Source organism: Oryzihumus sp. (genome assembly GCF_054325275.1).
In genome coordinates, this window is record NZ_JBTCWL010000022.1 from 1 (window position 1) to 12,950 (window position 12,950).

A 12,950-nucleotide genomic window follows, 5' to 3' on the forward strand; every position below is an offset into this window, starting at 1 on the left:
GACGGACGCGTCCTCGATGGTGCTCGGCACCGCCGGCGTAGCCCCATCCGCCATCTCCCGCATCGTCTTGCGCAGGATCTTGCCGGAGCGGGTCTTGGGCAGCGCCGGGACGATGTCGACCTGGTGCAGCGCCGCGACCGGCCCCACCTCGTCCCGCACCCGCTTCACCAGCTCGGCCTCCAGCGCCTCTCGCGCACCCTCGGCGGACACGTCGACACCGGCCTTGAGCACTACCAGCGCCCGGGGCACCTGGCCCTTCAGCTCGTCGACCACACCGATCACCGCGCACTCGGCCACCGCGGGATGACCGGCCAGCGCGGCCTCCAGCGACCCGGTCGAGAGGCGGTGCCCGGCCACGTTGAGCACGTCGTCGGTGCGGCCCATGACGAACAGGTAGCCGTCCTCGTCGAGGTAGCCGCCGTCACCGGTGAGGTAGTAGCCCGCGTGGGCCGACAGGTAGGACGCGACGTAGCGCTCGTCGTCCCCCCACAACGTCGGCAGCGTCCCCGGGGGCATCGGCAGCTTGAGGCAGATCGCCCCCTCCACACCGGGCGGCACCGGTGCGCCACGCTCGTCCAGCACCTGCACGGCATACCCCGGCACGGGCACGCTCGGCGAGCCGGGCTTGATCGGCAGCGGCTGCAGGCCGCGGGGGTTGGCCGCGATCGGCCAGCCTGTCTCGGTCTGCCACCAGTTGTCGACCACCGGCACCCCGAGCCGCTCGCTGGCCCAGGCCCAGGTGTCGGGGTCGAGCCGCTCCCCCGCGAGGAACAGCGTGCGCAGGGAGGACAGGTCCTGCCCCGCCATCAGTGCCCCGGCAGCGTCCTCCTTCTTGATCGCGCGGATCGCGGTGGGCGCGGTGAACATCGCCGAGACGCCAAAGTCGGACACGACCCGCCAGAACGCCCCGGCGTCGGGGGTGCCGACCGGCTTGCCCTCGTAGAGCACGGTCGTGCATCCGGTCAGCAGTGGGGCGTAGACGATGTAGGAGTGGCCGACCACCCAGCCCACGTCGCTGGCGGTGAACCACGTCTCCCCCGGGCGCACCCCGAAGACGTTGGTCATCGACCAGCGCAGCGCCACGGCGTGGCCCCCGTTGTCGCGCACGATCCCCTTGGGCCGCCCGGTCGTGCCGGAGGTGTAGAGGACGTAGAGCGGGTCGGTCGCCTCGACCGGCACGCAGCCGGCCGGGGCTGTGGCGTCGGGGTGCATGAGCATCGTCCAGTCCAGGTCGCGCTCCCCCATGGCGGCCTCGGCCTGCGGCCGCTGGAGCACGACCACGTGCTCCGGCTTGTGCGAGGAGCGCTCGATCGCCGCGTCGAGCATCGGCTTGTACTCCACCACCCGGGAGGGCTCGATGCCGCACGAGGCGGCCACGACCACCCTGGGCTCGGCGTCCTCGATCCGGGCGGCCAGCTCGGCCGGGGCGAACCCGCCGAAGACCACCGAGTGCACCGCGCCGATCCGCGCGCACGCCAGCATCGCGACGACGGCCTCGGGGACCATCGGCATGTAGATGACCACCCGGTCGCCCTTGCCGACGCCAAGTCCGCGCAGCGCCCCGGCGAACCGGGCGACGAGGTCGAGCAGCTGGGCGTAGGTCAGCGTCCGGGTCGTGCCGGTGACCGGGCTGACGTGGTGCAGCGCGGGCTGGTCGGCCCGGCCGGCGATGACGTGCCGGTCGAGGGCGTTGAAGCAGGTGTTCAGGCGCCCGCCGGTGAACCACCGGTAGAACGGCGGCCGGTCGTCGTCGAGCACCCGCTTCGGCGGCGTGATCCAGTCGATGTCGCGGGCGGCCCGGCCCCAGAAGCCGTCCGGGTCCTCCAGGCTGCGTCGGTAGGCCTGAGCGTATGCACCGTCGGTCATGGCGCCATCCTCGCCCGCGACCAGCCGTCCGACCACCTGCCGGAAGGCCCGAGGCCCCGGACCTCCAGGCCTCACGCGGGGCGGCCGGGGCATCTGCAAGGCTGACGCCCGTGGCCCTGCACCCCCGCGCCCTGCCCGAGGCCGCGCTCGCCTTCCTCGCCGAGCGCCACCTCGCCACCCTGACCACCCTGCGCCCGGACGGTAGCCCGCACGTCGTGCCGGTCGGCTTCACCTGGGACCCCGCGGCCGGCGTCGCCCGCATCATCACCAGCGGGACCAGCCGCAAGGCCCGCAACGCCGCCTCGGGCCGGGCCGTGCTGTGCCAGGTCGACGGGTGGCGCTGGCTGTCGCTGGAGGGCCCGGTGCGCGTGCTCACCGACGCGGCGTCGGTCCACGACGCCGAAGGCCGGTATGCCGTCCGCTACCGCGAGCCGCGGGAGAACCCCCGCCGCGTGGTGCTCGAGGTCACGGTCGACCGCGTGCTCGGCCTGGTCGAGCGCCCGACCCGGGGGCGCTGATGCGCGAGATCGAGACCCTCGCCGCGCTCGACACCGCACTGTCCCGGCACACGCCGCTGCGCGGGATGCGGCTGCAGGACCTCGACCTGCGCCGACGCGAGACCGCGCTGCTGCGGCACACCGACCTCGACGGGCTGGTCGTGCTCGGTGGCCGGCTCACCCCCGCGCTGGAGGCGCACCTGCGCTCGCACGGCGCGCTGCTCTTCCCCACCGACCCGCACGCCCCGATCAACCCCTACCGGGCGCAGCTCTACAGCCCGCACGAGCTGTATGCCGGCCTGGCCGGCGACGGCTACGCCGCCACCCCCGACGCCCGCGCCTACGCGTGGTACCAGGACGCCCGGGTCCGCAGCGACGTGTTCGTCACCCTGCTGCGGGCGGTCCATGACGACTCCATGGGTGACGCCCTCGACGAGCTGCTCGACGGACTGCCCGTGGCGGGCGTCATGGGCGGGCACGCCGTCACGCGCGGCAGCGTCGACTATGCCGCGGCCGTGCGGCTCGGGCACGCCCTGGCGGCCGCCGGGCTGGTCGTGGCCACCGGCGGCGGACCGGGCGCGATGGAGGCGGCCAACCTCGGCGCCTTCTGCCGGCACGCGGGCCTCCTCGAGGCGGCCCAGCACCGGCTCGCCGAGGTGCCCGGCTTCGCCGCCGACGTGGCCGCCTGGGCCCGGACCGGCCTGGCCGTGCGCGACGACGTGGCCCCCGCCGCGGGCGCCCCGGTCCGCAGCGTCGGCCTGCCGACCTGGTTCTACGGCCACGAGCCGCCGAACGTGTTCTGCGACGGGGTGGCCAAGTTCTTCAGCAACGCCCTGCGCGAGGACGGCCTGCTGGCCCGCTGCACCGCCGGGCTGGTGATCCTCCCCGGCGCCGCGGGCACGGTGCAGGAGGTGTTCCAGGCCGCCACCCGGCTCTACTACGCCGGGGCCGCGAAGCCGCCCCCGATGGTCCTGGTCGGGCGCGAGCACTGGACCGACGGCATACCGGTCTGGCCGGCGCTGCAGGCGCTCGGCGACGGGCGCGCCATGAGCTCGGCGGTGCACCTGGTCGACGACCCGGACGAGGCCGTCGCGATCCTGGCGGCACCATGGAGCTGACCGACCTGACCGGCGCGCCGTTCACCTATCCCGGCGTCGGCGGGACCGCGGACGGGTCAGCCCCCGCCGGCTTCCACCGCGCGAAGGTCGCCGCGCCCATCGGCAACAGCCCGGGCGCGTTCGACCGGGCGGCCGAGGCCCTCATGACGTGGCGGATGCACGCGTCCTTCGGGCTCCCGCTGAAGGCGACCTCCGGCCGGGCGCGGGAGGGCGTGGAGACGGTGGGCCGGCTCGGCATCGGGCCGCTCGGGCTCGACATCCCCTGCCGGGTGGTCTGGGCACTCGAGGAGCCTGGTCGGGCCGGGTTCGCCTACGGCACCCTGCCCGGGCACCCCGAGGCGGGCGAGGAGGCGTTCCTGCTCGAGGACCTCGACGGCACCGTCCGGTTCACGATCAGCGCGTTCAGCCGGGGCGCCCGGTGGTACTCCCGCGCGGTCCCGCCGCTGACGCGGGGGCTGCAGGGAGTCGCGCTCCGGCGCTACGTCGCCACCCTGCGGCGGCTGGCAGAGGGGTGAGCGCTCAGGCGGTGGCGGCGGCGAGCTGACCGCAGGCGCCGTCGATCTCGCTGCCCCGGGTGTCGCGGATCGTGGTCGGGATGCCGTGGGCGCGCAGGCGCTCGACGAACTGCTGCTCGACGCCCTTGCGGGAGGCGGTCCACTTCGACCCCGGGGTGGGGTTGAGCGGGATCGGGTTGACGTGCACCCAGCCGCGGCCGCTGGCGTTGAGCTTGTCGCCGAGCAGGTCGGCGCGCCAGGCGTGGTCGTTGATGTCCTTGATGAGGGCGTACTCGATGCTGACCCGGCGGCCGGTGGCCTCGAAGTAGCGGTAGGCCGCGTCGAGCGCCTCGTCGACCTTCCAACGGGTGTTGATCGGCACGAGCTCGTTGCGCAGCTCGTCGTCGGGGGCATGCAGCGACAGGGCGAGCGTGACCGGGATGCCCTCGGCGGCGAGCTTGTCGATGCCGGGCACCAGGCCGACGGTCGACATGGTGATGCCGCGGGCGGACATGCCCAGGCCGTCCGGGGCCTTGTCGGTGAGCCGGCGGATCGCACCGATGGCCGCCTTGTAGTTGGCCAGCGCCTCCCCCATGCCCATGAACACGACGTTGCTGACCCGCAGCGGCGCGTCCTCGCTCCCGCCGGCCACCTCGCCACAGCGCAGCGAGCGGGCCGCGGCCACCACCTGCTCGACGATCTCGGCGGTGGACATGTTGCGGGTCAGGCCCTCCTGGCCGGTGGCGCAGAAGGGGCAGTTCATGCCGCAGCCGGCCTGGCTGGAGACGCAGATCGTGACCCGGTTGGGGTAGCGCATGGTCACGCTCTCCACGAGCGCGCCATCGTGCAGGCGCCAGACCGACTTCACCGTCGCGCCCTCGTCGGCGGTGACGGTGCGGACCGGGGTGATCAGCTGCGGCAGCAGCCCGGCCACCAGCTCGTCACGGATCGCCTTGGGCAGGTCGGTCATCTCCTCCGGGGAGTCGACCAGCCGCTCGAAGTAGTGCGCGGAGAGCTGCTTGGCCCGGAAGCCCTTGTGGCCCAGCGCTTCGACCGCGGCCTTGCGCTCGGCCGGGGCGAGGTCGGCGAGGTGCTGCGGGGGCTTGCCCCGGCGGGGTGCGGCGAAGGTCAGCTGCCCCGGGCGGGGGCGCTGCGTGCTGGGGTCGGGCAGGGAGGTCGACATGTCGGGGCCCAGTCTCTCAGCCTCGGCCGCACCGGCCAAACACGGCGGGGGTCAGCGGGCGGGGACGAACGCCGTGAGCAGCGCCCACACCACGGGCGCGACCAGCAGGAGCGAGTCCAGCCGGTCCATCACGCCACCGTGGCCGGGGAGCAGGGTACCCATGTCCTTGATACCCAGGTCGCGCTTGATCATCGACTCGGTGAGGTCGCCCAACGTGGCGGTGACCACCGCGGCGAGGCCGAGCACGGCGCCCACCCACCAGGCCGCGTGCAGCGCCAGCGTCACACCGAAGATCCCGCCCACGACGCAGAACAACGTCGATCCGGCGAAGCCCTCCCAGGACTTCTTCGGGCTCACCGAGGGCGCCATCGGGTGCTTGCCCAGGACCACGCCGACCGCGTAGCCGCCGACGTCGCTGCAGACCGTGACCAGCACGAAGACGAAGATCCGCCAGGGCCCGTCGGGCTCGGCGAGCATCAGCGACGCGAACCCCGCCAGCAGCGGCACGTAGGCGGCGACGAAGATGCCCCCGGCGATGTCGCGCATCGCGTCGTCGAGGCCGTCGGCGACCCGCCAGAGCAGCACCGCGACACAGGTCAGCCCGAAGGCCACCGTGAGCGCCTGCCCGCCGCCCTTGTAGGCGGCGACCACCATGGTCGCGGCGCCGACGACGCTGGGCAGCAGCGGGACCCGGATCCGGCCTGCGGACAGCCCGTGGGAGAGCTCCCACACCCCGGTGCAGACGGCCAGGACCGCGACAGCGAGGAAGGCCTCCTTGCGGATGAACAGGCTCGCCACGATGACCGCGCCCAGGCCCACGCCGACGCCGATGGCGGCGGGCAGGTTGCGACCGGCCCTCCCCGGACCGGCGGCGGGCTGCTTGCGGGCGGCCCGGCTCGCGGGCGGCTGACTCGCGCCCGTGTCCTGGCTCGCGCCCGCGACCTGGTCCGGGGCCGGGGCGGGCGGGGTGCCGTCCGGCTTCTCGACGGGTCGACGGCGACCGGCGCGGCCCGGCCCCCTGGTCGGCCCGGCCGCGTCGGCTTCACGTCGCTCGCGTCGCGACGGCGGGGAGGTGTTCATCTCGCTGGCACCCGGTGCGGCACGCCCTCAGACGTCGAGCAGCTCGGCTTCCTTGTGCTTGAGCAGGCTGTCGACGGTGTCGACGTACTTCTTGGTCACGGTCTCGAGCTCCTTCTCCGCCCGCACGCCGTCGTCCTCGCCGACCTCTCCGTCCTTGACCAGGCGGTCCATCTCCTCCTTGGCCTTGCGGCGGATGTTGCGGATGGAGACCTTGGCCTCCTCGCCCTTGTGACGGGCGAGCTTGATGTACTCGCGGCGGCGCTCCTCGGTCAGCTCCGGCAGGTTGATCCGGATGACCCCACCGTCGTTGTTGGGGTTCACGCCGAGGTTGGAGTCGCGCAGCGTCTTCTCGATCTCGTGCATGGCCGACTTGTCGAACGGGGTGATGAGGATGGTCCGCGCCTCGGGCGTCTGGAAGGAGGCCAGCTGCTGCAGCGGCGTCGGGGAGCCGTAGTAGTCCACCAGGAGCTTGGTGAACAACGCCGGGTTGGCCCGGCCGGTGCGGATGCTGGCGAAGTCCTCCTTGGCGACCTCGATGGCCTTCTCCATCTTCTCCTCGGCCTCGAGCAGGGTTTCGTCAAGCATCAGGACTCCTCATTCGGTGTAACGGCGGTGCGGGCCACGGCGTGCCCGGAAGACAAGCTGGTCAGTCGGCGGTGACGAGCGTGCCGATCTTCTCACCCCGGACGGCCCGCGCCACGTTGCCCTCGCCCTCCATGCCGAAGACGATCATCGGCAGCTTGTTCTCCATGCAGAGGCTGAACGCGGCGGCGTCGACGACCCGCAGGCCCTTGACCAGCGCCTCCTGGTAGGAGACGCGCTCGAGCTTGACAGCGTCGGGGTCCGTGCGGGGGTCGGCGGTGTAGACGCCGTCCACGCCGTTCTTGCTCATCAGCACGGCGTCGCACTTGATCTCGAGGGCGCGCTGGGCCGAGACGGTGTCGGTGGAGAAGAACGGCATGCCGGCGCCGGCGCCGAAGATCACGACGCGGCCCTTCTCGAGGTGGCGGATCGCCCGGCGCGGGATGTAGGGCTCGGCGACCTGCCCCATCGTGATGGCGGTCTGGACCCGCGTCTCGACGCCCTCCTTCTCGAGGAAGTCCTGCAGGGCCAGGCAGTTGAGCACCGTGCCGAGCATGCCCATGTAGTCGGCGCGGGTGCGGTCCATGCCCTTCTGCTGCAGCTCGGAGCCGCGGAAGAAGTTGCCGCCGCCGATGACCACGGCGACCTGGACGCCCTCACGCGCGGCCTCGGCGATCTGCTCGGCGATGCCCCGCACCACGTCGGGGTCGAGACCGACCTTGCCACCGCCGAACACCTCGCCGGAGAGCTTGAGCAGGACCCGCTTGTAGGTCGGGTGCGGGCTGAGGTCGGACACGGGGCCTCCCGGAAATGGTCATGCAGCGGTCGGTCGATCCTGTCACAGCCTGCGGACGCGCCGCGACGCGGCCCGTCCCACCAGCGGGTATGCCGTGGCCGCACCCGGGCGGCCCGGGCGAGGCAGCCGGCCGGCTCAGGTGCGGGCAGCGGTGGCCGCCTCGAGGCTCTCGTAACGCTCCACGGCCGAGACCTTGCCGTCCCGGACACGGAAGACGGTCACGCAGGGCACGGGCTCCTGTGCACCGGTCCCGGCCGGCCACGAGGCCACCTGCTCGGCGAGGACCCCGTCGTCGAAGGCCTTGAGGGAGACGAGCCTGAGGCGGATGCCGCTGCGCTCCAGCCAGTCGCGCATGAGGTCCTGGCCGGACCCGGTGCCCCGTGGACCGGTCACGGCCACGTCCGACGTGCACAGGCGCAGCACGGTGGGCAGGTCCCTGGCGTTGACGGCGGCGTGCCAGTCCCGCAGGAGGCAGGCGGTGTTGGGGTCCACGGCGTCACTCATGGGCGGAAGCAAACACCCGCCCGGGCCCGGCGTCCACACCAGACCCGCGCCGCGCGGGGCTGACGAGCGTTCCCCCGACCCGGGACGCACCACGGCCCGGCACCCTCGGTGAGGGGCCGGGCCGCGGTGACCCACCGGCATACCGGCGGGTGATTGAAGCGGTGCGTCAGCTGCCGACGCGGAAGCGGGCGAAGCCCTTGGCGGTGGCGCCGGCCTCCTCGAGGACCTTGCCGACCGACTTCTTGGCGTCCTTGGCGAACGGCTGCTCGAGCAGGACGTTCTCCTTGAAGAAGCCGTTGACGCGACCCTCGACGATCTTGGGCAGGGCAGCCTCGGGCTTGCCCTCCTCCTTGGCCGTGGCCTCGGCGACGCGACGCTCGTTCTCGACCGTCTCGGCGTCGACCTCGTCACGGGTCAGCACGGTGGGGCTGAACGCGGCGATGTGCATCGCGACGTCCTTGGCGACCTGCTCCTCGCCACCGTCGGTGGCGACCAGGACGCCGATCTGCGCGGGCAGGTCGGGGCTGGTCTTGTGCAGGTAGGACACCACGGTCGGGCCCTCGAGGCGGGCGAGGCGCTTGACCTCGATCTTCTCGCCGATGGTGGCGTTGGCCTCGTCGAGGAGGGCCTTGACGGTCTTGCCGTCCTCCAGCTCGCTGTCGAGCAGGGTGTCGGCGTCGGTCGCACCGACGCGCACGGCCTGCTGCAGCACCTGGTCGGCCAGGGCGATGAACTTCTCGCCCTTGGCGACGAAGTCGGTCTCGCACAGGACCTCGACCAGGGTGCCCACGCCACCCTCGGCCTTGGCGGTGACCAGGCCGTTGGAGGTGGTGCGGCCCTCACGCTTCGTGACGCCCTTGAGGCCCTTGACGCGCAGGATCTCGGTGGCCTTGGCGCGGTCGCCGTCGGCCTCGTCGAGGGCCTTCTTCACGTCGAGCATGCCGGCGCCGGTCTGCTCGCGCAGCGCCTTGATGTCAGCGGCGGTGTAGTTCGCCATCGTTGTATCGCTCTTTCTGCTCAGATCGGTGGTCGGCCGGGCCGGTGGGACGAATCCCACCGACCCGGCCGTGGCAACCAGGGATTCAGGCTCAGGCCTTGGCGTCGGTCTCGGCCGGCGCGGCGGTCTCGGCAGCCTCGGCGGTCTCGGCCGGCGCGGTGGCGTCTGCGGCCTCGGCAGCACCGGTGGACTCGGCAGCGCCCTCGGCGTCACCGGAGAGGAGCTCGCGCTCCCACTCGGCCAGCGGCTCGTCGGTGGCGACGGTGCCGTCAGCGGCAGCCTCGCCACCCTTGGCGGCGGAGCGGGCCATGAGGCCGTCGGCCACGGCGTCGGCGACCACGCGGGTCAGCAGCGTGACCGAGCGGATGGCGTCGTCGTTGCCGGGGATCTTGTAGTCGACCTCGTCGGGGTCGCAGTTGGTGTCGAGGATCGCGATGATCGGCAGCTTGAGCTTGCGCGCCTCGGTGACGGCGAGGTGCTCCTTCTTGGTGTCCACGATCCACACGGCCGAGGGGACCTTGGACATGTTGCGGATGCCGCCCAGGGTCTTCTCGAGCTTGTCCTTCTCGCGCTTCATGACGAGAAGTTCCTTCTTGGTGCGACCGGAGCCGGCGACGTCGCTGTAGTCGATCTCCTCGAGCTCCTTCAGCCGCGCGAGGCGCTTGCTGACGGTGTTGAAGTTGGTGAGCATGCCACCGAGCCAGCGGTGGTTGACGTACGGCATGCCGACGCGCGTCGCCTGCTCGGCGATCGGCTCCTGGGCCTGCTTCTTGGTGCCGACGAACAGGATGGTGCCGCCGTGGGCGACGGTCTCCTTGACGAAGTCGTAGGCGTTGTTGATGTACGTCAGCGACTGCTGCAGGTCGATGATGTAGATGCCATTGCGCTCCGTCATGATGAAGCGCTTCATCTTGGGGTTCCAGCGACGGGTCTGGTGCCCGAAGTGGACGCCGCTCTCGAGGAGCTGGCGCATGGTGACGACGGCCATGCCGAGGTCTCGCTTTCGTTCGGTGCCGGTTATCCACGGTCGCGACGGGATTGCCGCTCACGTGCCTGGCGCCTCCGACCCACCCCGAACCCGGCCGTGAGGCCGGGACCGCTTGCGAGGTGCGTCCCGGTGCAGGAGCCGGTGTGTGCCGGGTGCCTGCGGTGGCGGGGAGGCGCGCGAATTCCACGGGCGTGGCAAAGGGCCTACCTGTGGTGCGGCCATCGTACGCGGTGCGGGCAGGGATCAGGAAATCGCCAGGAACCGGGAAACAAGGGAGCCCGCGCGGGCGAGGCTCGGTAGGTTGGCGGCCCGTGAGCCGAGCCCTCGACGTCGTCGCGCCCCCACGGATGGGCCGCAGCTTCCGCTGGCTGCTCGGATCCTCGTGGGTGAGCAACATCGGCGACGGGATCGCCCTGGCTGCAGGCCCCCTGCTCGTCGCCTCGCAGACCCGCAACGCGGTGCTCGTGGCGCTCGCGGCGCTGCTGCAGCGCCTCCCCTGGCTGGTGTTCGGGCTGTGGGCCGGCGCGATCGCCGACCGGCTCGACCGCCGCGTCGTCGTCATGGTCGCGGACCTGCTGCGGGCCGTCGTGGTCGGGGTGCTCTGCCTGGCCATCGTCACCGGACGGGTGTCCATCGCCCTGGTGCTCGTGACGATGTTCGTCTACGGCGTCGCGGAGGTCTTCGCGGACACCACGAGCAGCACGCTGCTGCCGATGCTCGTGCCCAAGGACGACCTCGGCATCGGCAACGCCCGGCTCCAGGCCGGCTACCTCACGATGAACCAGCTGGTGGGTCCCCCGGTCGGGGCGTTCCTCTTCGCCGCCGGGATGGCATGGCCGTTCGTCGTCCAGGCGGTCTGCGTGGCCCTGGGCGTGCTGCTCGTCTCCCGGATCGCGACGCCTCGCGGCGCCGTGCGCGACACCTCGGCCACCCACGTGCGGCGCGACATCGCCGACGGGCTGCGGTGGATCCGCGGCCACGCGCCGGTGCGCACCCTCGCGCTGGTCATCCTCGCGTTCAACGTGACCTGGGGCGCTGCCTGGTCGGTGCTCGTCCTGTACTCCCTGGAGCACCTGCACATGGGCGAGGTGGGCTTCGGCCTGCTCACCACGGCCGCCGCGCTGGGCGGCCTGGTGGGGACCGGCGGATACGGCTGGCTGGAACGGCGCGTGCCGCTCGCCGCCCTGATGCGCGCCTGCCTGCTGCTCGAGGTCGTGACCCACCTGGCGCTGGCGCTGACCACGACCGGTTGGGTGGCCATCGTGATCATGGTCGTCTTCGGGGCCTACGCGTTCGTCTGGGGCACGCTGTCGCAGGCAGTGCGCCAACGCGCGGTGCCCAAGGAGTTCCAGGGCCGGGTCGGCAGCGTCTACCTGGTCGGGCTGTTCCTGGGGCTGGTCGTCGGGCAGGGCCTCGGCGGCGTCATCGCCGAGCGGTGGGGCCTGACCGCCCCCTTCTGGTTCGCCTTCGCCGGGTCCGCGGTGACGCTGGCGCTGGTCTGGCGGCAGCTGGCCCACATCGCCCACGCCGACGCCGACTCCGGCGCCGGGGCGGACTCCGGTGCGGACGCAGGTGCCGTCGAGGCGTAGGCGGCCTAGCCTGCCGGGCATGGGACAACCGCCGGCCACTCCCCTGATCGAGCGCATGCAGGGCTTCGGGACGACCATCTTCGCGGAGATGAGCGCCCTGGCGACCCGCACCGGCGCGGTGAACCTCGGGCAGGGCTTCCCCGACACCGACGGCCCGCAGGCCATGCTGGAGGCCGCGGTGGACGCCATCCGCTCCGGGCGCAACCAGTACCCACCCGGCCCGGGCGTTCCGGAGCTGCTGGCGGCGGTCGCCGGGCACCAGCGCCGGTTCTACGGCATACCGGTGGACCCGTCGTCCCAGGTGCTGGTGACCGCCGGGGCGACCGAGGCGATCGCGGCCACGGTCCTGGCCCTGTGCGAGCCGGGCGACGAGGTGGTGACCTTCGAGCCGTACTACGACTCCTACGCCGCGACCATCGCCCTGGCCGGTGCGCAGCGGCGCACCTCGGTGCTGCGCTTCCCGGACTTCGCCGTCGACGAGGCCTCGCTGCGCGCCGCGTTCTCCTCGCGAACCCGACTGGTGCTGCTCAACACCCCGCACAACCCCACCGGCAAGGTGTTCACCCGGGCCGAGCTGGAGCTCATCGCGGCGCTGGCCCGCGAGCACGACGCGTGGGTGGTGACCGACGAGGTCTACGAGCACCTGGTCTTCGACGGCCTCGAGCACGTGCCGATGGCCACGCTTCCGGGGATGGCCGAGCGCACCCTCACCATCTCCTCGGCGGGCAAGACGTTCTCCGCGACCGGGTGGAAGGTCGGGTGGCTGACCGGGCCGGCGTCGGCGGTGACGGCCGTGCGCACCGTCAAGCAGTTCCTCACCTACGTGGCAAGCGGCCCGTTCCAGCCCGCGGTCGCCACCGCGCTGGACCTGCCCGACGCCCTGTATGCCGGGCTGTCCACCTCCCTGCAGGCCAAGCGCGACCTGCTCTGCGAGGGCCTCGTCGGGGCCGGCCTGACGGTGGCGCGGCCGTCCGGGACCTACTTCGTGGTCGCCGACGCCGCGCCGCTGGGCGTCACCGACGCGGTGGACTTCTGCCGGCGGATGCCCGAGCTCTGCGGCGTGGTCGGCGTGCCCGTGTCGGTGTTCCACGACGACGTCGACGCGGCGTGCACGCTGGTCCGGTTCGCGTTCTGCAAGCGGGACGAGGTGCTGCACGAGGCGGTCCGCCGCCTCTCGGGGCTGGCCATCCACGCCTGACCCCGATCCGGTCGGCTCCGTGCTCTCGCCGAGCTGGGCTGCCCTGTCCACATGGGGT

The 12,950-nt window shown here is 72.5% G+C and carries 13 protein-coding genes; 5 read left to right on the forward strand and 8 right to left on the reverse strand.

Going from position 1 to position 12,950, the window contains the following annotated elements; translation table 11 throughout:
- Positions 1 to 1,866: propionyl-CoA synthetase (locus ACXVGS_RS07645; RefSeq protein ID WP_458536800.1), on the reverse strand; the 1,866-nt coding region annotated here is incomplete at its 3' end.
- A gap of 110 nt (positions 1,867 to 1,976) precedes the next feature.
- Between ACXVGS_RS07645 and ACXVGS_RS07650 the strand changes: the two genes are divergently transcribed.
- Genes ACXVGS_RS07650 through ACXVGS_RS07660 form a run of 3 tightly spaced genes read left to right on the forward strand, consistent with a single transcriptional unit; the run spans position 1,977 to position 3,996 of the window.
- Positions 1,977 to 2,384, forward strand: coding sequence for a pyridoxamine 5'-phosphate oxidase family protein (locus ACXVGS_RS07650; RefSeq protein ID WP_458533699.1), 408 nt, complete (start codon positions 1,977 to 1,979; stop codon positions 2,382 to 2,384).
- Positions 2,384 to 3,481 (forward strand): LOG family protein, encoded by a 1,098-nt coding sequence (locus ACXVGS_RS07655; protein ID WP_458536289.1) that lies wholly within the window; start codon positions 2,384 to 2,386, stop codon positions 3,479 to 3,481. Before ACXVGS_RS07650 ends, ACXVGS_RS07655 begins: the two co-directional genes overlap by 1 nt.
- The gene (locus ACXVGS_RS07660) at positions 3,472 to 3,996 is read left to right on the forward strand and encodes a DUF1990 family protein (protein WP_458527625.1); all 525 of its coding nucleotides are present in this window, start codon (positions 3,472 to 3,474) and stop codon (positions 3,994 to 3,996) included. The genes ACXVGS_RS07655 and ACXVGS_RS07660 overlap by 10 nt, the downstream gene beginning before the upstream one ends.
- A gap of 4 nt (positions 3,997 to 4,000) precedes the next feature.
- Here the strand turns inward: ACXVGS_RS07660 and rlmN are convergent, their stop codons facing one another.
- The 7 genes from rlmN to rpsB all read right to left on the reverse strand — a co-directional run bounded on the left by rlmN (position 4,001) and on the right by rpsB (position 10,105).
- Positions 4,001 to 5,158, reverse strand: a complete 1,158-nt coding sequence (gene rlmN / locus ACXVGS_RS07665) for a 23S rRNA (adenine(2503)-C(2))-methyltransferase RlmN (protein ID WP_458536801.1) — start codon at positions 5,156 to 5,158, stop codon at positions 4,001 to 4,003.
- A 51-nt stretch (positions 5,159 to 5,209) separates the two neighbouring features.
- On the reverse strand, positions 5,210 to 6,238 hold the full coding sequence (locus ACXVGS_RS07670; protein ID WP_458527627.1) for a phosphatidate cytidylyltransferase: 1,029 nt from the start codon (positions 6,236 to 6,238) through the stop codon (positions 5,210 to 5,212).
- A gap of 27 nt (positions 6,239 to 6,265) precedes the next feature.
- The gene (frr, locus tag ACXVGS_RS07675) at positions 6,266 to 6,823 is read right to left on the reverse strand and encodes a ribosome recycling factor (protein WP_141788958.1); all 558 of its coding nucleotides are present in this window, start codon (positions 6,821 to 6,823) and stop codon (positions 6,266 to 6,268) included.
- Between the two features lie 61 nt (positions 6,824 to 6,884).
- Complete coding sequence (pyrH, locus tag ACXVGS_RS07680) at positions 6,885 to 7,616, reverse strand: UMP kinase (protein WP_458527628.1); 732 nt, start codon at positions 7,614 to 7,616, stop codon at positions 6,885 to 6,887.
- Positions 7,617 to 7,751: 135 nt separating this feature from the next.
- A complete protein-coding gene (locus ACXVGS_RS07685) occupies positions 7,752 to 8,120 on the reverse strand; it encodes a nuclear transport factor 2 family protein (protein WP_458527629.1) in 369 nt (122 codons plus the stop codon).
- A 166-nt stretch (positions 8,121 to 8,286) separates the two neighbouring features.
- Complete coding sequence (tsf, locus tag ACXVGS_RS07690; protein WP_141788961.1) at positions 8,287 to 9,117, reverse strand: translation elongation factor Ts; 831 nt, start codon at positions 9,115 to 9,117, stop codon at positions 8,287 to 8,289.
- A gap of 91 nt (positions 9,118 to 9,208) precedes the next feature.
- Positions 9,209 to 10,105, reverse strand: coding sequence for a 30S ribosomal protein S2 (rpsB, locus tag ACXVGS_RS07695; protein ID WP_141788962.1), 897 nt, complete (start codon positions 10,103 to 10,105; stop codon positions 9,209 to 9,211).
- A 347-nt stretch (positions 10,106 to 10,452) separates the two neighbouring features.
- On the opposite strand from rpsB, the gene ACXVGS_RS07700 reads away from it, so the two are divergent.
- Both ACXVGS_RS07700 and ACXVGS_RS07705 read left to right on the forward strand, forming a co-directional pair.
- Positions 10,453 to 11,694 (forward strand): MFS transporter, encoded by a 1,242-nt coding sequence (locus ACXVGS_RS07700; RefSeq protein ID WP_458527690.1) that lies wholly within the window; start codon positions 10,453 to 10,455, stop codon positions 11,692 to 11,694.
- 19 nt (positions 11,695 to 11,713) lie between these two features.
- A complete protein-coding gene (locus ACXVGS_RS07705; RefSeq protein ID WP_458533695.1) occupies positions 11,714 to 12,892 on the forward strand; it encodes a pyridoxal phosphate-dependent aminotransferase in 1,179 nt (392 codons plus the stop codon).
- Positions 12,893 to 12,950 lie beyond the last annotated feature (58 nt).

What these genes read in the sequence shown, in the direction of transcription:
- rpsB (WP_141788962.1), bottom strand. Translation starts at nt 10,105, where the DNA reads ATGGCCGTCGTCACCATGCGCCAGCTCCTCGAGAGCGGCGTCCACTTC.
- ACXVGS_RS07660 (WP_458527625.1), top strand. Translation starts at nt 3,472, where the DNA reads ATGGAGCTGACCGACCTGACCGGCGCGCCGTTCACCTATCCCGGCGTC.
- ACXVGS_RS07700 (WP_458527690.1), top strand. Translation starts at nt 10,453, where the DNA reads ATGGGCCGCAGCTTCCGCTGGCTGCTCGGATCCTCGTGGGTGAGCAAC.
- ACXVGS_RS07670 (WP_458527627.1), bottom strand. Translation starts at nt 6,238, where the DNA reads ATGAACACCTCCCCGCCGTCGCGACGCGAGCGACGTGAAGCCGACGCG.
- tsf (WP_141788961.1), bottom strand. Translation starts at nt 9,117, where the DNA reads ATGGCGAACTACACCGCCGCTGACATCAAGGCGCTGCGCGAGCAGACC.
- ACXVGS_RS07705 (WP_458533695.1), top strand. Translation starts at nt 11,714, where the DNA reads ATGGGACAACCGCCGGCCACTCCCCTGATCGAGCGCATGCAGGGCTTC.
- ACXVGS_RS07685 (WP_458527629.1), bottom strand. Translation starts at nt 8,120, where the DNA reads ATGAGTGACGCCGTGGACCCCAACACCGCCTGCCTCCTGCGGGACTGG.
- rlmN (WP_458536801.1), bottom strand. Translation starts at nt 5,158, where the DNA reads ATGTCGACCTCCCTGCCCGACCCCAGCACGCAGCGCCCCCGCCCGGGG.
- ACXVGS_RS07655 (WP_458536289.1), top strand. Translation starts at nt 2,384, where the DNA reads ATGCGCGAGATCGAGACCCTCGCCGCGCTCGACACCGCACTGTCCCGG.
- frr (WP_141788958.1), bottom strand. Translation starts at nt 6,823, where the DNA reads ATGCTTGACGAAACCCTGCTCGAGGCCGAGGAGAAGATGGAGAAGGCC.